Origin of the sequence: Microbacterium sp. LTA6 (assembly GCF_045690355.1) — a bacterium.
GTDB lineage: Bacteria > Actinomycetota > Actinomycetes > Actinomycetales > Microbacteriaceae > Microbacterium.
Genome location: NZ_CP147855.1, coordinates 2030214 through 2048090 on the forward strand (window position 1 = coordinate 2030214; position 17877 = coordinate 2048090).

Annotated in this window: 17 protein-coding genes; 1 reads left to right on the plus strand and 16 read right to left on the minus strand. The window is 66.8% G+C overall.

Going from position 1 to position 17877, the window contains the following annotated elements; all coding sequences use genetic code 11:
* The first annotated feature begins 11 nt into the window (after positions 1 to 11).
* Positions 12 to 1466, plus strand: a complete 1455-nt coding sequence (gene gtfA, locus LTA6_RS09455) for a sucrose phosphorylase (RefSeq protein WP_341977816.1) — start codon at positions 12 to 14, stop codon at positions 1464 to 1466.
* Positions 1467 to 1477: 11 nt separating this feature from the next.
* Here gtfA and LTA6_RS09460 read toward each other — a convergent pair whose 3' ends face one another.
* From LTA6_RS09460 to LTA6_RS09535, 16 genes are all read right to left on the minus strand, one after another.
* Positions 1478 to 2569, minus strand: coding sequence for a helix-turn-helix domain-containing protein (locus tag LTA6_RS09460; protein WP_341977818.1), 1092 nt, complete (start codon positions 2567 to 2569; stop codon positions 1478 to 1480).
* Complete coding sequence (locus tag LTA6_RS09465) at positions 2532 to 3554, minus strand: alpha/beta hydrolase fold domain-containing protein (protein WP_341977820.1); 1023 nt, start codon at positions 3552 to 3554, stop codon at positions 2532 to 2534. The genes LTA6_RS09460 and LTA6_RS09465 overlap by 38 nt, the downstream gene beginning before the upstream one ends.
* A 17-nt stretch (positions 3555 to 3571) precedes the next feature.
* A complete protein-coding gene (locus LTA6_RS09470) occupies positions 3572 to 4396 on the minus strand; it encodes a carbohydrate ABC transporter permease (RefSeq protein WP_341977822.1) in 825 nt (274 codons plus the stop codon).
* Positions 4397 to 4399: 3 nt separating this feature from the next.
* Positions 4400 to 5245, minus strand: coding sequence for a sugar ABC transporter permease (locus LTA6_RS09475; RefSeq protein WP_341977824.1), 846 nt, complete (start codon positions 5243 to 5245; stop codon positions 4400 to 4402).
* 53 nt (positions 5246 to 5298) lie between these two features.
* Positions 5299 to 6666 carry an extracellular solute-binding protein gene (locus tag LTA6_RS09480; protein ID WP_341977827.1) on the minus strand — a complete coding sequence of 456 codons (1368 nt, stop codon included), beginning with the start codon at positions 6664 to 6666 and terminating at the stop codon, positions 5299 to 5301.
* A gap of 418 nt (positions 6667 to 7084) precedes the next feature.
* On the minus strand, positions 7085 to 7531 hold the full coding sequence (locus tag LTA6_RS09485; RefSeq protein WP_341977829.1) for a single-stranded DNA-binding protein: 447 nt from the start codon (positions 7529 to 7531) through the stop codon (positions 7085 to 7087).
* Positions 7528 to 8046 (minus strand): hypothetical protein, encoded by a 519-nt coding sequence (locus LTA6_RS09490; protein ID WP_341977831.1) that lies wholly within the window; start codon positions 8044 to 8046, stop codon positions 7528 to 7530. Before LTA6_RS09490 ends, LTA6_RS09485 begins: the two co-directional genes overlap by 4 nt.
* Positions 8043 to 8438 (minus strand): hypothetical protein, encoded by a 396-nt coding sequence (locus tag LTA6_RS09495; RefSeq protein ID WP_341977833.1) that lies wholly within the window; start codon positions 8436 to 8438, stop codon positions 8043 to 8045. The genes LTA6_RS09490 and LTA6_RS09495 overlap by 4 nt, the downstream gene beginning before the upstream one ends.
* A complete protein-coding gene (locus LTA6_RS09500; RefSeq protein ID WP_341977835.1) occupies positions 8435 to 10285 on the minus strand; it encodes a TraM recognition domain-containing protein in 1851 nt (616 codons plus the stop codon). The genes LTA6_RS09495 and LTA6_RS09500 overlap by 4 nt, the downstream gene beginning before the upstream one ends.
* A 12-nt stretch (positions 10286 to 10297) precedes the next feature.
* Positions 10298 to 11578 (minus strand): ParA family protein, encoded by a 1281-nt coding sequence (locus tag LTA6_RS09505; protein ID WP_341977837.1) that lies wholly within the window; start codon positions 11576 to 11578, stop codon positions 10298 to 10300.
* A gap of 11 nt (positions 11579 to 11589) precedes the next feature.
* Positions 11590 to 13191 carry a hypothetical protein gene (locus tag LTA6_RS09510; protein ID WP_341977839.1) on the minus strand — a complete coding sequence of 534 codons (1602 nt, stop codon included), beginning with the start codon at positions 13189 to 13191 and terminating at the stop codon, positions 11590 to 11592.
* Positions 13191 to 14684 (minus strand): SCO6880 family protein, encoded by a 1494-nt coding sequence (locus tag LTA6_RS09515; protein ID WP_341977841.1) that lies wholly within the window; start codon positions 14682 to 14684, stop codon positions 13191 to 13193. Before LTA6_RS09515 ends, LTA6_RS09510 begins: the two co-directional genes overlap by 1 nt.
* The gene (locus LTA6_RS09520; RefSeq protein WP_341977843.1) at positions 14681 to 16156 is read right to left on the minus strand and encodes a hypothetical protein; all 1476 of its coding nucleotides are present in this window, start codon (positions 16154 to 16156) and stop codon (positions 14681 to 14683) included. The genes LTA6_RS09515 and LTA6_RS09520 overlap by 4 nt, the downstream gene beginning before the upstream one ends.
* The gene (locus tag LTA6_RS09525; protein ID WP_341977845.1) at positions 16156 to 16452 is read right to left on the minus strand and encodes a hypothetical protein; all 297 of its coding nucleotides are present in this window, start codon (positions 16450 to 16452) and stop codon (positions 16156 to 16158) included. Before LTA6_RS09525 ends, LTA6_RS09520 begins: the two co-directional genes overlap by 1 nt.
* A 37-nt stretch (positions 16453 to 16489) precedes the next feature.
* Positions 16490 to 17098, minus strand: a complete 609-nt coding sequence (locus tag LTA6_RS09530; protein ID WP_341977847.1) for a M23 family metallopeptidase — start codon at positions 17096 to 17098, stop codon at positions 16490 to 16492.
* A 1-nt stretch (position 17099) separates the two neighbouring features.
* Positions 17100 to 17831: a hypothetical protein gene (locus LTA6_RS09535; RefSeq protein ID WP_341977849.1), complete on the minus strand. Its 732-nt coding sequence runs from the start codon at positions 17829 to 17831 to the stop codon at positions 17100 to 17102.
* Positions 17832 to 17877: the final 46 nt, after the last annotated feature.

Here is a 17877-nt window from a genome sequence, read left to right on the forward strand (position 1 = left end):
TGCTGCCCGTCGTGAACCAAGCGATGCTCATCACCTACGCCGACAGTCTCGGAGGTGACCTCAAGGCGTTGGCCCGCACCCTGCGCACACACTTCGCCGGCGCCTTCGGAGGTGTGCACATCCTGCCGTTCTTCCCATCGTCGGGGGACCGGGGATTCGCGGTTGTCGAGTACGACATCGTCGACCCCGCCTTCGGCGACTGGTCCGACATCGACGACATCGGACGCGACCACTATCTGATGGCCGACTTCATGATCAACCACGCGTCGATCCGCTCTCGCGAATTCGTCGACTACATGCGCCGAGGCGACGAGTCGCCCTTCCGGAAGATGTTCATCCACTGGGACGAGTTCTGGCCCGATGGCGATGCGACGGAAGACGAGATGGCGGCGCTGTATCGGCGCAAGCCGAATGGCCCGTTCTTGGAATTCACCCGCGACGACGGCCGCGTCGTCCGCCTCTGGAACACGTTCTTCGCCGAGCAGATCGACATCGATCCGTGGCAGCCGGTCACGCAGGAGTACTTCGCACGCAACCTCGGCATGCTCGCCGAGCGCGTCGCGATCGTTCGCTTCGACGCGTTCGCGTATGCCTCCAAGCGGCCCGGAACCAGTTGCTTCTTCGTGGAACCCGAAGTGTGGGAAGTGCTCGAGATCGGCATGGAGCCGTTGCGCGCCCGCGGGACGGAGATGCTGCCCGAGATCCATGAGAACTACGGGATTCAGTTGAAGATGGCCGAGAAGGGTCACTGGGTCTACGACTTCGCCCTGCCGATGCTGACGCTGCACGCGTTGTTCACCGGTCGGTCCGACCGACTTCTGCATTGGCTCGAGATCTGTCCGCGCAAGCAGTTCACGACGCTCGACACCCATGACGGAATCGGCGTCGTCGACGTGGTGGGACTGCTCACCGAAGACGAGATCGAGTTGGTCTCGGATCGCGTCAACTCCGAGACGGCCGTGCTGCGCGAGGTCGTGCCGCTGCCCGCGTCCGTGATCCGCAAGGGGGCTGCTGGCGCGCAGAAGTACCAATTGATGTCGTCGTACTACTCCGCGGTGGGCGAGGACGACACGGCATACCTCCTCGCGCGGGTGTTTCAGCTGTTCGTTCCCGGCATCCCGCAGGTCTATTACGTCGGTGCGCTGTTCGGTGTGAACGACCTCGAGGCGCTGGAGGCCGCGCGCGATCCGCGCAGCGCCAACCGCCATGACTACACGCTGGACGAGATCGCCGAGCGGGTCGGCAAGCCGCAGATCCAGAAGTTCTTGGAGGTGCTGCGGTTCCGCAACACGTTCCCGGCCTTCGGCGGCGCGTTCACGGTCATCGAGGAGGGCGCCGGCGTTCTGCGATTGACATGGTCGGATGCCTCATGCTCCGTCGCGCTGGTCGCCGACTTCCCCGGTCTTGCTTTTCGCATCACGACTCGTCGCGGGGATGCTCAGGAGGAGCTGGTCTTCTCGTCCTGAGTGCATCCGTCTCAGGCGTCCGGTGGGACGTCGAAGGGTCGCGGAGCCAGGCGCACCTCGGTGGCCATGTTCTCAGGCGTGCCGAAGGAGGCGAACCGGTACGCGGCGCAGGCGAGCCACAGGTGATACACGTGCCGCGAGTTGGCGAGGTTGAGGTTGAAGTGGTGCTGCAGCTTGTCGATGCGCTTCTGCACCGTGGAGTGATGCAGCCCCAGCAGGTCGGCAGCGCCGCGGACGGAACCGGTCTGGGTGACCGCGGTGACGGTCTCATCGAGCCAGGGCATGTTCTCCGAGTCGATCGCATTGACGATCGGCTCGGCGAGCAACTCATCGGTCTTGGCGCGCAGGAACAGTGGCGCCAGGACGCCGAGCTTGTCCCAGGGCAGGGCCTCCCCCTGACGCGCGAGGCGAAGCACGACGACAGCGCGTCGCCACGAATCGAGCAGGTCCACGACGTCGACAGCCGGGCCGATGCCGTAGCGTGCACGCTCGCCGACCTCGTACTCCATCTCGAACGGCGCCGGGCGGATCGTCGCGCCGACCTGCACGCCCTGCACGGTCGTGTAGGCGTGAAGTCCGTCCGTGCGCGCGGGGGGCACTTGGGCGACGACCTGATAGCGGCGCGCGGTATCCAAGCGAAGCGCCGCGAACAGTTGATGGCGCCGCTCGCCGGGCACGGGATCGTTCAACAAGACCGACCACGCCTGAGCCGGTTCGGGAGTGAGCGCCTCCATGCGGCCCGTCCATCGGTTCACGCCCTGTTCGACGCGCTCCAGGATGAGCTCATGGAAAGTGCTGCGCTCGTGCGTCTCGACCCAGACTCGGTTGCTCGAGGACGATGCAAGCGTGCGCTGGAGCCACTCTTCGGAGGGTTCGAAGCTGCGGTCGGCGCGCAGTCGCTCACCGTTCGGGGCGATCCGGAGTGTCAGACGCCGCTCGTTGAGCACCATGCCGACCGCGGACGCGCTCAACGCCGCTGCGCCGCGCAGGTAAGTCTCGGGGCCACCGGCCCGGTCGTCGAGTGCGTCGAAGTAGTCAAGTACTCTCAGCGCGGCGGAGGCGTCTTCATCGTTCTGCGCCAGTCGCGCCAGCAGATCTCTCATGCTGCGTCGCCTCCTGCGGTCCATATCCGAACAGCCGGCCCAGCCAGTTGCGCCGTGACTCGATCGCCGCCTGGGTCACCGCCGCGTGGGGGTAGCTCTGAAAACCGTGGAACCCCCCGCTCCACACGTGCAACTCGGCATCCCCGCCGACCTGCCAGATGCGACCAGCATAATCGATGACCTCCGTGCGGAAGATCTCGGCCGAACCGACCTCGAGCAGCGCCGGGGGCAGGTCACCCAGCCGCGGGACACGGCCGGGCGCGTTGCATCCGACCTCGTTCTCGGGGACCCCGTCGAGCACCATCTTCCACGCAGCAGAATTCTCTTCACGGTTCCAGGGCCCGGAGGGCTGCTGGCGCATCGAGTCACCGTCGCTGTCAGGGTCGAGCATCGGGGCCATAAGCAGCTGCCCGCGCAGCGCTGGTCCGCCGCGGTCCCGTGCGAGCACGGCCGTGCCCGCGGCAAGCCCGCCCCCGGCGCTCATACCCGCTACGACGATCGCCGCGGGATCAATGCCCCACTCGGCGGCGCTGGCATGCACGTGACGCAACGCCGCGTAGCAGTCCTCGACGAGCGTGGGCGCCTTGGCGGTCGGGGCCAGGCGATAGTCGACGGTCACGACGCTCACGCCGAAGTCGGCGATCCACCTCGGGAAGTCCGTGACGCCGTCCCAGGGCGTCCCCATGATCATCCCGCCCCCGTGGATGTAGATGATGCATGGGCGTGGCGAGCTCGAGGACGGCGAGAACACGTGATGCAGCGGGACGCGGTAACCGTCGTGGGCCAACGCATGATGGTCGAGGACCACCAGACCCAGTGCCTCGAGCTCGCCGCGTGACACGTCTGATGTCGCGCGGACGTTGGCCTGAATTTTCTGGAGGAGGTCGATATCGTCGAAGTCCAGGACATACGGCCCGCCGGCTGCCCGGAGTGAACTGGCGAGCTCGGCATCATAGGCGGGGCGGACGGGAACGTCGCTGGTCACGGTTGCCTCCTCGAGGGTCATCCTTTCACCGAGCCTTGCAGAAGAGCCGCCGTGAACTGCCGTTGGAACACGATGAACACGAGCAGAGTCGGAACCATCATCAGCAATGCGGCCGCGCACAGCATGACGACGTCCGTGGCCTGCGCGCCCTGGAACCCGGCGAGCGCACCGCCCACCGTGCGCCTGGCGGGATCGTCGATCATCACCAGCGTGAGGATGAAGTGGTTCCACGTCCACAGGAAGCTGAGGATGACCATCGTCGAGATGGCCGGACGGGCGAGCGGCAGCTGCACCTGGAAGAACGTACGGATGGGGCCGGCGCCATCGAGTTGAGCGGCTTCTTCCAGCTCGGCAGGCATGCCGAGGAAGTGGGCGCGCATCCAGAAGATTCCGAAGGGAATCTGGATCGCCGCGAGCGGCAGCGCGACGCTCCACACCGTGTTGGTCAGGTTCAGTTCACGCATCGTCAGGTACAGCGGCGTGATGAGACTCTCGAAGGGGATCGTCAATCCGAGCAGGAACACGATGAAGAGAACTCCCGCGAACGGCACGCGCAGCCACGTCAGCGAGTAGGCCGCCATGGTCGCACACAACACGACCAACGGGACGACGATCAACACCAGCGTCGCACTGGAGACCATAAGGGTCGGGAATTGCGACAATTCGAAGGCCGTCGCGAAGTTCTCCCAGTGCAACTCGCGCAGGAACGAGATCCCCGAGGGGAGCGTGTTCGGCGGCGAGAGGGCGACCGACAGGAGGGCGACGAAGGGGAGGAGGGTGAAGAGCACCAGGGCGACGAGGACGACGGCGCTGAACACACGTTCGGTACGGGAGATGCGCACGGGTCAGTCCTTTGCTGCGAGACGCTGGAGCGGCAGGATGACCACGAGCACGACGGCCATCAGCACGATGCCCATGGCTGCCGCGCCGCCGACCTTCTGTTCACCGAAGGCCATGAAGAAGATGTCGATACCGGGCACTGTCGTCGCCCGTTCCGGACCGCCCTGCGTTGTGATGTAGATGATGTCGAATGCCGCGAGTGCCGCGATGACAGTGAGGGTCGCGCTCACCACGAGCTCACGGCGCAGTCCGGGAAGGGTCACGGCGAAGAGCTCCTGAAACGGGTTCGCCCCATCGATGCGGACCGCCTCGTACAGGGCGGGATCGATCTTGCTGATGCCAGCGGTCAGCAGCAACGTCACCAGGCCCAGCAGAGCCCAGGTGCCGATGAAGCCGACGGCGATGAGCGCGGTGGCGGGGTCGGCGAGCCAAGGCCGGGTGACCGCCCCCAGACCCGTCGCGGTGAGGATCTGGTTCACAGCCCCCTCTCGGGAGTAGATCCAGCTCCATCCGATGGCAGCCGCCACGATCGGGATCACCTGGGGCATGAACAGGATGGCCCGGGTGACGCCCGATCCTCGCCGCTTGGCCGCACCGCGGGTGAGCACCGCGGCGAGAAGGCCGAGGGTCAGGGTCACCCCGGTGAAGAACACCATGAGCTCGAATGCATGCAGCAACGAGATGAGGCGAGCCGGGGAGGAGAATACGTCGACATAGTTCTGCAGCCCCACGAAGGTGGCGGTGCCGATGCCATTCCAGTCGTAGAGGGAGAACTGAGCGGCCTTCGCGAACGAGCCCAGCACGAGCCAGCCGTAGAGCGCGGCCGCGGGCGCGATGAAGAGCAAGCTCATCAGAGTGCGCCGTCTGTTGATCCCCCGTTGCAGGAGTCCTCCCCGGCTGCTCATCAGTTCATCAACTCCGACTCATAGGCGGCCTGCACCGAGTCGACGAAGTCTTGCGGCGTCTTCGAGCCGAGCATCATCGACTGCATCAGTCCGTTGAGGGTGGACAGCGTGAATGCCTGGCTGACGTTCGTGAACGAGTCCACGGCGCCGTCCTCGCGAAGCACCTGCTCGAATGCTGCCGAGGTCTCTTGGATCAGTGGCACGTCGGTCACGGGTGCGGGCAGGTCGGTCGGCCCGGCCGGCGAGCTGCCGATCGTATCCACGATCAATTGCCGTCCGACCTCGTCGGTTCCCAGCCAGTTGAGGAAGTACGCGGCGACATCCTTGTTCTTCGCGCCGGCGGGGATGGCGTGGTTCGAGGGGAACGCCATCGCGTACTGCTTGGCGTCCGCGTCTTGGTTGGGCATGAGGAAGAACCCCACGTTGTCCCCCATGGCCGCGACCAGGCGCTGCGCCTCCCAGTCGCCCACGGCGACGAACAACGATTTGCCGGCCTGGAAGTCGCCCATCATGGTCGGATAGTCGACCGACACGGCATCCTTCGAAATAACGCCTTTGCCCTTCCACTCCTGCAGCTTTGCCGCCGCATCGACCATTGCGGGCTGGTCGAACGTGGCCCCGGGCTCCTGAGCGCTCCAAGCACTGATCTCGGGAGCATTGCCGAACGAGTTCTGCACCTGCTGCAGCAGCAGGGGCGTGCCGGCATCCTTGGCAGCGACCGAGAATCCGAGGTATCCGGCCGCAACGGCCTCTTCAGCGGCGGCTTCCATATCGTCGAACGTCTTCGGCGGCTCGGTCATGCCCACCTGCTCGGCGATCTCTTTGTTGTAGAAGACGCCGGTGACGTTGTTGCCGATCCCGACCGCGTAGAGCGGACCGGAACCGCGCTGTCCGTCGGGGCCGACGCGGTTGATGTCGAGCAGGCCCTGCGACCAGGTGTCCCACCCGTAGGCGTCGAAGTAGGGATCGAGGTTCGTCAGCAGGCCGTCCTTCGCGGGCTGCGCGATGGTGGGAATGAAGATGACGTCGGGCGGGGTATCGCGGGTGAGGATCCGAGACAGATTCGTCGCGACGTTCGCGTTGGCCTCAGCGACCACATCGAACGTGACGTTCGGGTGCTGCTCCGTGAACGCCTCGCCGATCGTCTTCAGAGCTTCACCCATCTCGGTGTTGGACAGGATCTGCAGGGTGACCTCCTCGCTGGTCAGCTGGGTCGAGACAGGACCGGCAGGATCCGATGCGGCGGGTGCGGATGAACCGGGAGGAGCGCACGCGGCCAGCGCGACTCCGACGACCGCAACGGAGGCGAGCGCGAGCACGGCACGACGCGAACGGCGCGGCCGGGCGGGTCGATGGATTCGGGACATGAGGTTCTCCTTGGCGTCGACTGTGACGAGCGGTAACGACTCATGATCCCGCGTGGGGAACTACGGAGAAGCCGCAGATCGTGCGCGGTAACGCTAGCCGAAGCCGCCGCGCGGCGGTGTCGGGTGGGCGTACCCCGTGGAGTGGGGCCGCCAACGGTCCCGGAGCGAAAGAACCCTTATGCGCCGAGGGGTGAGCGATGGGCGGATAGTCGGTTCCTCGGAATCCGCAGGTCGGCCCGCACCGGCACCACCGATCTACAACTCGGGTGAGAACCCGCGACTCCGTTGAGGCTTTCCTCAGGTAGGTGAGTTTACCCAGAGCCGGTGACGTAGGTCGACACGCACATCGACGACAAACGGCCCCAATGAGGAGCGGGACGAGAGTACGCTGACTCTCGTCCCGCTCTCTTGATTCAGGTCAGCGGACAACCCCCGCTCCGGCGTACGAGGCCGGTGCTGCTGTCGGGCCCGTAGCGTCTGCTGCGGGCCTTTCAGCTTTTGGGGCGCGATCCACGGTGACGCTGGCGAATTTCAGCGAGGCGCCGACGTTGTCGGCGACGACGTCGCGGGTTTCGCGGGTCTGGCCAGTCTCCTTGTCGGTGTAGGTGCCGAACCGGAGGTCGCCGGCGACGATCACGCTGTCGCCCTTGTGGAGCGAGTCTGCGATGTGCCGCGACTGCTGGTTGAACGCGACGACGCGGTGGAACACCGTGCCGGCGTCTTCCCAGCGGTTGGTCGTCTCGTTGAGGCGGCGGTCGTTGACGGCGACGGTGAATCGGGCGTACTCGTTACCCGACTCTCCTGTGCCGTGCTCGGGGTCACCGGTGAGGTTGCCCTCGATGGTGACGGGGATCCTCGTAGTCATCTCTCTTCCTTTCTGTTGTGCGACGCCTGGACAGGCGTCGCGATTGCGTGGGCCTGGCTGGTCCACGCAGTCCATTCCTGTTCGTCGATCACCCACGAGCGCGGCGTTGCGGCATCATGCCCGCGTGCGCAGCCGCCGGAGTATGCACGGTTCATGCGGGGGATTGCGAGGCTGAGACGTTCGTGCCATCCGATCGGCCCGAACCCGGCATCGGACGGATCAAACGCAGCGGTGTGCGCTATATGCAGTGCGGAGAGTTCCTCGACGAGTTGCCCGTGCTTGAACCAGCACGCTGGGACGACCGATTCGGAGACCCGATAGCGAAGCGAGAACCACTCGACCCATGCCCGCAGCTCGTCCCATGCTTCGCGCGCATCGGCGTCGGTGAGGGTGCGCCAGTTCACGACGTGCGCGCCGAGCGGCACGGAGCTGGCGTGGCGGATGTCGGGTTCGAAGTCGCTCAGCTCGGCAGCGAGGAGGTCGTCGAGGTCGGGCGGTTCTTCGTAGCGGGTCATGACGAGGCTCCTTCGGCGGGTTGCAGCTTGCGGCGGAGTCGTTCGAGCGCGAGGTCGGATGCTGCGCGGCGGGTGCGATTCCGGGAGAGGACGGCATCGCGGTCCAGGAGACGGTGGAGCAGATCGTGGCAGTACGGATGCATCGGCACGAGGTCTTCGTGCGTTTCGAGCGCCTGCCATCGCCCCTGATCGAGGACCACGCCGACGTAGTCGAGGTGGTGCAGCTCGAGCTGCGCCTTGCTCGCAGCACGCCCGCAGCCCGCGCACGCCAGCACCCGACCGAACGACGCCTCTTCGGTGAACCAGCGGTCGCGCCTCGCGAACCAGACCGGTGAGTGCAGGAACTCAGACCGGTAGATGTTCAGCAGCCCGGGACGGCGACGATTGCTCATTCGTCGTTCACCGCCTCGGCCGGAGCCGCCTCCGTCGAGGCAACGTCACGGGAGGATGGTTGTGCGGCGGGCTGAGTCGCGCGGGACGCGGCGTCGAACACGTCGCGCTGTTCGACCTCGGTCTGGCGTTTCCCGGATTGAATGCTCGCCGCGTCGCGACGTTCGTCCCAGCCGGCGAGGTCAAGGAGCACGCTGCGCCGGTTGCGGTACGCGAGCAGCCCCGTCGTTGGTGGGAGTCGGCGGATCTCGTCGACCGACATCAGCGGGCGGCGCTCGTGCTGCTCGCTCGCGGAGTGCCCGGCATCCCTGGTTGACCACGAACGTTGTGTGCGCTGCGTGTCGCGCGTGCCCAGCAGTGACTCGATGTCGCGGAGGTGGCCGACGTGGCTGGCGCCGCCCAAGAGCACTTTCGCGGTCGCCGCGGCCCAGATGGTGTCAGCCTCCGCCCGCGACCAGGAGGTCTCGGCTTGGGAGAGAGCCTGCAGGACGATGAAGGTGCAGATGCCACGACCCCCGCCGTCGGCCATGATCCGGGGCAGGTTGCCCCACCGGAACATGTTCGCGATCTCGTCGAGGATCAGCCCGAGCGGGTGCGCAAGCCGGGACCCCGGGGAGGCGAGCGCGGTGGTGCGGGCGACCTCGACGATGTCGTCGAGCAGCGCCCCGAGCCATCCGCCCATCGCTGAGGCGCCTGACGAGGACCCGATCAGGTAGAGGGTGTTCGCGGCATCCAGGAACTCCCGCGGGTCGAGCGTGGGATCACCCGGTCGGGGCATCAGGGCGTCGCGGATCTGCGGGACGGCGAGCGGTGCGACGGCGCCCTGTACTCCGAACCAGATCGAGGAGACGAGCTTTTCGTCGCCGTTGATGGTCGCGTCGAGGCTGTCGCCCCAACCTGGGGCGCCGTCGCGCTTGAGGATGTCGACGGCGTCGCGGGTGAGTGCAGGGCTGGATCCCCAGTCGTAGAGTTCGGCGATCGTCTTCCGGCCCACGGCTGCGGCGTGCAGGAGTCTGCCGAGTATGACACCGGATGCCTGCGCCCACTCCCCGTTGGTTGTCGACGCGCCGAGCGCGGTGCCGGTGATGATCGCGGTGCCGCGTTGCATCGCCACCAGCGGATCCTCGCAGCCTGCGATGGGGGAGACGCGGAGCGGATGCCGGATGCCGGAGAGCCCTTGCGGGTCGAACACGTGCACGTCGCCGCGAGCCTGCCGGGTCCGCATCGTCGCGGTCAGGTTGTCGTTGGTGGTCGAGGTGGTGATCAACGGACCGGACCAGTCGACGATCGCGGAGACCAAGACGCGATACCCCTTGCCCGACCGCGGCGGCCCTTCGAGCGCCACGGAATCCTCGATCGAGACGTAGACATCCTGCTGGCGGGAGCGCCCAACGCGCCAGCCGACGTCGGTAGCGGTGGGCTTGGCGAGATCCGGCCGGAGTTGGCGTGCGCGGCGGAGGACGGCGCGGGCGGACAGGTGCTCGCGGATCTCGGAACTCGTCGCGAACCCCGGCCGGGTCCGCAAGTCGGTGATGAACGCGCGGTCCGACTCCCGGTACCGACCTACCGCGACCAGCACCCACACGGTCGCGCTGGCAATCAGCAGGACAGCGGCGAGGTCGGCAATGCGGATCCCTGTGATGGGTAGGGCGCATCCGGCGGGCGCGGTGTAGCCAGCCGGGTCGCCGGTGATCGCAAGCCCGAGCCCTGCGAACAGGTTGCCAGCGGTAGGTCGTGCACCGCAGATAAGGCGGGTGACGGCCTCCGCGATGAACCCGAACACGAGCGCGAGGATGACCGCGGCGCCGATGAGCACCGTGACTCCTTTCCCGAGCAGTCCCTGATTCATGACGCCGGCTCCTCAGAGCGCCCCGGCGACAGATGCGGCGGCGCTCAGCCAGGCGTCGCGGGTACGGCGGTGTAACGCATCGAACCGCAGCGGTCCGGCTTTCAGCGCGCGGTCGAAGGGGATGATCTCGACGGCGCGGACGAGCGGACGGAACCCCTCGGCGATGCGCCGTGCCGTCCGTTCCGCCGGCTCGGATTGGGTGACAATGACGACCGCCCGGTCGGCGAGGTCGGCGGAGCGTTCGTCGCGGCCGCGGAGCGCGTCCAGGAGCAGTGCGGCGGATTCGGCGGATTCCGGGGTGGCAAGGGTGGGGATCACGAGCTGGGAGGAGCTGTCGATCATCCGCAGCCACCGATCAGCGGATTCGTCGTTACCGGAGTCAAATACCACGAGGCGGAAATAGCGGGCGGCGACGCGCATCAGCAGGTTGAACTCGGAGGCGGCGATGCGCTGATCCGTGGCGAGAAGCTCCGGGTTCGAACGCAGCACGTCGTACCGGTCGGTCGCCTGGTGATGCACGAACCGCGTGATGTCCGACACCCCGGCGCTCAGCTCGAGTAGCCCGGGGGCAGCGGGCACCAGGTCGCGGAGGGTGGTGTCGTAGAGGCCTTGTTCGGTGCGCCAACCGAGGGTGCCGCGGGTGTCGTTGTTGTCCCAGGCGAGCACGTTCCCGCCGCCTTCACGGGCGTACACGGCGGCGAGCATCGCGCAGGTCATCGTCTTGCCTACGCCGCCTTTGCCGTTTGCGACGGCGATCGTGCGGCATCCGGCCCAGTGCATCGATACGGCCGCGACCCAGTCGGCCCGCCGACGGTCGGCATTCGACGGCCGGATGTTGATCCCGATGCCGGCGAGGGCACCACGCCACCCGGTGGGTCGGGAGGCGGCCTCTGCAACGGGGGTGAGGAAGGTCGGACGGGGAGACTCCGCAGCCGACATGGCGTCAACGGCATCGGGCTGCGGGGTCGGTACCGTAAGCTCCTCTCCGCTCGTCGACGCGTCCGCGATGTCGGGGACGGGACCGGTTGGGGAAGCTGTCGCGTCCGGCGTGATCGCCGTGAATGTGCCATCGGTGCCGACGAGGAGGTGGTGGGAGCCGCGGTCGCCGGCGGTGATGAGTTCGACCGGGGTGCCGGTGCGGCGGGCCTCTTCGGTGGCGCGGCGGACGACCGCGTGGCGGATGTCCTCCTCACCGGTCGGTGTGACGGGTTCGGTGCTGCCCTCGAGGGTGATGAAGGTCGCCTGCGGCCCGGTGACGGTCGCGTAGGTGCGGGGATGGGTGACGATGCTCATGGTCAGTGCTCCTAGGTGAGATCGAGTGTGAGATCGCGGGATTCGGGGATGACCCAGCCGCCGAGGCTGGTGTCAGGGCCACTGGGCCAGTAGGCGTCGAGGGCCTCGGCGTCCAGGATTCGGAGGGCGTCGTCGTGGTCGGCGGCGGAGACGGCGTCGTCGGTGGCGAACAGTTCGTATTCCCAGTCGGTGCTGGTGGCGAAACAGTCGACGAGGTAGGAGAACTGGCCCACGTAGGCGAGGAACTCGCCCTTCCGCAGTTGCCTAGCCATCTCCACGTGCGGAGCTGGAAGGTTCAACCGCTGGCGGAGGGCAGTCTGCTCTTGGTGGTTGACGCGGAAGATGAACTTGTTCTCGATGTCGCCGACGATCGAGTAGGCGAGGGAGCGTTCCATCGAGTCGGCGTCGCCGACAGCATCCAGGTCGCCCATCTTGTGCAGGATCACGATGTTGCTGATCCCGTAATGGCGGGACAGCTTGAGCCACTGCTGGAACATCTGCAACGACGCCAGCGAGGTCATGTCGCGCCATCCTTCCTCGCGGACCACGTAGCGGGTGCGGTGCGCGGCCCGGTCGCTGATCACCGCCTGGATCCACGCCGTCGAGCACACCTGCGTGAGCTGGGCGGCGAGGTCACCGCGGGCGAACAGCTCACTGGTGTCGGTGACGACGATCGGCGCGTCCTGGTCGAACTCGACCGTGGACTCGTCTTCGAAGAGCCCGGACAGGTCGCCGTCAACGAATCGGCGCAGCACGAACAGAGGCTGAATGGCGCCGTCGGACGCACGGAACGCGGCATCGGACTCTTCAGCGATGGTGCCGAGCTCCTGGTAGACACCGCGGAGCGTCGGCCGGTCATCGGTGTGCGCGATGCACCGCTCCAGTGCGTCGAGGATCGCGGCGTGCTCGACCGCGGTAAGGCGGTTGCCGAGCGTCAACTCGATCAGCGAGATCAGGGTGCCGATGCGACGTTGCTTGACCATCTGCTCGTGCTGCTCATCCGTCGTGTCGGTGCGACGCGGGCCGCGGTCGAGCGGATTGAGGCGGGTGCCGGTGCCGCCGCCGAGGCGGATCACCTGCCCGCTCGGGATCGCCTCCGCGACCGCGACCCACTCGCCCTTGGGGTCCGAGGGAACGACAACCTGGTGCCCGAACGCGATCGACCGCGTGACGAGGGTCTTCACCGTCGCGGACTTCCCGCCCCGGTATGCCCCGAGTACGAGGATGTTCGTGGAGAACGTGCCGCGCTCGGTGTCGTCGACGTACGCCTCCCACGGGGAGAAGTGCCACAGCGCGTCGGCGTTCAGGTCGACGCCCAGGATGGGGCCGCGGTGTCCGAGCCCGGAGTCGGCGACGAACGGGTAGATCCCGGCGATGTGCTGCGAGGTCGCCTGATGCGCCGGGACCACCGCCTTCGCCAGATTCCAGTACCCGCCCTGAACGAAGCCGGGGCCGAACGGCCCGCGCACCGGTGCCTCGGGAAGAGAACGGTCATGACGTGTCGTGCGAGCGGGCGTCGCCTCTCGCTGCTCTTGCGCGACCTGACGTCGCAGCTCGCGCTTCTGCCGTCGGGTGAGGCCGGTCGGGGTGAAGGTGGCGGCGTGGCGGGTCATCACTTCATCCCCAATCCGACCGGGATCGCGTTCACCATCAGCGCCTCGGCCTGCTGGCAGTACAGGATCTGCGCCTCCATTCCGGCGCGGGACAGGGCGTTGCGCATCCCCGCTACGGCCTGGTCGAGGCGCTCCTCGTCGGATGCGGTGATGGTGAGGTAAGCGCCGTACTGGAACTCGCCGTGCCCGTTCGCAATTTCCTGTTCCTGCTGCTCCAGGGCACGCCAATCCGCAGCATCCGCCGCCGATCCGTCCGCCCCGCGCTTCGCGCGGAGCGACTCGTTGCCACGCCACACCTTCTTCTCGTCACGGATCCGCTTCAACGCTTTGGACACCGGAACCGGGGTCAGCACGATGGAGAGGATGTGCGTGATCGCCTCACCCGTGTTCGGATGCCGGGCGAACACGACGGGGGAAAGGAACCCGACGGGAGAATCGGAGCGCGGCCACTCGTGCACCCACATGGTCGTGTGCACGCCGGAGTCGGTAACGACGATCCCGTTGCGTCCCTTCGGCTCATCGAGGAACATCGGGCCGATCGCGACCGGATCGACCCCGGCGAGCTGATCGGGACGGTTCTGCACGATCGGCGCGAACTCCGGATCGAACGCCAGCCGGCCGAGGGCTGCGACATCACGAACTGTCAACCAGCGGCGGACGGTGATCTTCGCAGCGGTCAGCGCGTCGGCGAGGTTGCCGGATTCGATCTGCGCGAGAGCGAGGATCGCGTCCTTCCCGCCGCCGAGCGCCTTCAACTGCGACCCGAGCGCGACCAGGTCGAGGGTGAGGATGACGTAGTTGCGATGCGCGACCTCGAACCGCTCCGACTGATCCATCACCTCCTGGTAATTGCGGGCGACCGGCGAATCTGCGGCGATGTTCCTGACTCGGCGGACGGTGTCGTAGTGGTCGCGGGCGGCGCGGATCGTGGTCGGCAGGGTGCGCTCTTGCAGGGTCACCCGCTTCATTCCGGGGCGCTGGGTGAATGGTCCGAGGACCCGGTCGAACTGCTCCGCGAGGTCGAACCGTTCGGGGAGGTCGTGCATCAGGAAGCCCTGCACTTCGAGTTCCGCGACGACCGACACGGACCGGTCGTGCGGGTTGTAGACGGCAGCGAGACCGTTCACATCCCACAGCTGCAGCGACGCACGGATGCCGGGAAGGTTCAGCGTGCCAGCAAGTTCGGGGCGCTCGGGGCGGAACGTGTGCGTCGTCGCCCCGGTACGGCTACGGAGCTTCTTCATCATCCACAATGCCGCCATCCGAGGGGTGGAGACCCCACGGAGGCTCGTCAGCGCGGTCACCCCGAACCCCAGATACAGCGGTGCGCCGTACAGCAGCCCGAGCGGCCCGAATCGGTTCACGAAGAGCAGCAGAACGAGCGCCGCGATGGCGAGGAAAGTCAGCTGCCAGGGATCCATCCCCATCACGACGCCCTGCCTCGACCGACGCGGCAACCGCACCGGACGTGCGTAGTCGCTGTTGATGGTCATGATGGGCTCCCCTCAGCCTGCGGTTTCTGAGCTTGCGGTGATGCTTTCGGCGGTGCCTGCGGCGAAGCTTGCGGCGAGGGACGCGGTGTTGATGCGGTGGGACCGCCGGAGTGGGATCCGCCGGACGTCGTGGCCGTGCGATTCCGAGTCGGTGTGGATGCACGGCGGAGCGCACCCGACCTGGCGCCGGTCTTCGACATCGGGCCGGTGCTCTTGGGACCGCCACCCGGCGAGTGGATACCGGAGGGGAGACCGCCGAGCCGAGTCGGGATACGCGCGGCCGTGCGCCCTGCGTTCCCGGCCATGCGCCCGCCGTGAGATCCGAGGCGAGAGCCGACGCCGTCGGCGGCAACCGCGCCGACGAAGCTGAACAGCCCGAAGATCGCGAAAGGTGCGAATGCGACGAGGACGAGTCCGACCAGCAGCGGCCAGGACTGCGGATTCCAGATCGTCTTCACGCTCGCGAGCCCGTTGATGATAAGCGTGACGAACCCGATCGTGAGGGGACCGGTCAGCAACAGGACCATCACAGCCGAGGAGTAGCGGACGACCCATTGCGGACCGACACCGCGCACCGGGAACAGCATCCACGCCACCGGTCCGACCATGATGAGCGCGGCGAGCACGATGTTGCGGAACGTGAACACGAGCATCAGCAGCAGCATCCCGAGCATGAGGAGACCGTGGATCAGGAAGGCGAAGAAGTAATTCGCCTGCCCGCCGGCCCACATCACCGACTGCAGCGTCGAGAACAGCGCAAGCGGACCGTCGCGGTTCATGATGTACCAGGTCATGTCGTCGATCGCGTTCAACAGGTGGCCCGTCAGCCACAGCGTGATCGGCACCGCGGGGACCGCGATGAACGACCGCACCAGAGCGCCCACGAGCTCCTCGCGATCACCGGAGACGACGGCAGCGGCGACGGCCCAGACCATCGCGCCGAAGGTGATGATCAGGATCGCCCACTGCCAGAACGACCACTCGCCGACCGCCGCGGCCCACAGCAAAGTGCTGGTGTCGAAGCGCATGGCATCCGCGACGAGGAACATGATCGCCGTCGCCGCGATCGCCATGCCACGACCCGCGTTCTCAAACGTGAGGCAGACGGCATCCCCGAGGCTGCAGCCGTACTTCACCAGCAGGGGAGTGCCGCCGTCGGCCTGAATGGCCTTGACGTGTCCTTCGTAGGTCGTGCAGACCATGGCGCGCTCACCGCCGAACGAGACCCCGACGAAACACTGCTGGGCCGTGACCTGCTGTGTGTCATTCGGGGTGCAGTTGACCTGCCCGCTCGAGCTCTGGCAATCGACATCGAACGCGGGAGCGGACCAGGGTTCGCCACCGACGGATGCCGACATGGGCGGGGTATTGGCGGCATCCGCAGGGGTGCTGGCCTGGGCCGCGCTGCCCGAGGCGAGCACCAGCGCGATCCCGACGGTGACGCCGAACCGGAGCACGCGCAGCATGTTCATCAGAACCCGAAGTCGAAATTCACGAACCAGGCGAACAGGCCGGATGCCGCACCGAGGACGGCGGCGGCTATGAAGATCCAGAGGATGTTCTCGCCCGCCCAGGTGCGCACGCGATCGGAGGCAAGGCCGCGGAAGGCGAGGGCAGCGCCGGCGATGATCAGCATGATCAGGACGACGAGCATCGCGCCCGCGAGGATGTACGACGCGATGACTTGGAACCCTTGGAAGAACGGGGCAGAGAAGTCCGGTTGGATATCGGGGACGTCGACCTCGCCAGGGATGGTGTTCGTGAACATGGGGATCTGCTCCTTGCGGTGGGGGCCTGCGCGGGCCCTATTTCAGGGGAAGGCCGAGAGCGGCCATGAACGGCTCCGGATCTACCGGAGTTCCGGACTTCTGAACTTCGAAATGCAGATGGCATCCGAACGACGCGCCGGTGTCGCCTTCCGCACCCAGAGGTGTGCCTGCCGTGATCTGCTGCCCTTCGACAACACGGATCGATTCCCATTGCATGTGGCCGTACAGCGTGACCAGCGAGTCGCCGTGATCGATGCGGACGGTGTTTCCCCAGCCGTAGTACGACCCCGCCGTGATCACTTCCCCGGGCCCAGCGGCGAAGATCGTCGAGCCGCAGCCCTGAGCCATGTCATAGCCCTTGTGGTTCGTGGAGCAGTAGCTGCATCCGTCCACCGGGTCGTATCCGAACCCGCGGCCCTTGGTGTATTCGCCAGCGAGCGGGTACCCCCAGTCGCCGCTCGCTGCCGGAGGATTGGCGCCGGGTTCAACGATGCCCGCGGCGCTCCCTGCGACAGCGAACGGGATCGCGATCAGCGGAGTCAGCGCGAATGCCACAGCGAGCAGGATGACCAGGATCGCTCCGCCAAGGATCCGCCGGCCAGTCCTCGTATTGAGGGCTGCGGCGGCGACGGCGGGGACACCCATGTCAGGGCTCCAACGGCTCCGTGAAGTAACGCACCACCTTGCAGTCCCCAGACTGCTGCGCGCTATCGGGCGTCGGTACGGATCCGGCGCCGCACAGCACCTGGACACTCACCCGCACCTGCTCGTCATAAGACGTCTCGCTGCCGTCGCCATCTGACCGCGTGAAGGACAGCGTCACGTCCGCGGTCCCGATCGACATGTCGCCAGACGCGTCATCACTGACCGGCACGAAGGCGATATCGCCAGTCGTGGCGGCAACGACCCGGCCGTCTTCGTTCGCGAGCGAGTCCCAGTCCTGCTGGGGGAGCACGACGCCTTGACGCATCAATCCTTGCGAATCCGTCATCGCGGCCTGCTGATCGGCTTCGGAGTTGAAGCGGGTGTCGGGCGTGAACCAGGTGTCGAGGTAGTCGAGCCACGCTTCTCGCTCGCCCTTCGTCGTGTCGAAGGAGGATGCGGCTTCGAGCGCGGCGCGAATATACGTTGCGGCGTCCGTCGTGATCGGTTCGGGTCGCCAGCCGCGGTCGGCGACGGAGGGGTCGACGACCTCGTCATCACCCGGGGTCGTCTGTGGAGTGGGCTGCGTTGTCGGCTCCCCGGTCGGATCTGTGGGCGTCGGCGTCCGCTGTGTCAGCAAGGAGCCGATGATGATCGCCACGATGCCAGCGACCAAGACGAGGCCGCCGGTGATGGCCCACGTCAGTCCGCGCCGTCCGGAGTTTGCGCTCGTCACTATCGCCGACCCCCCTGATGATCCGGGATGGCGACCGTGCACGGAC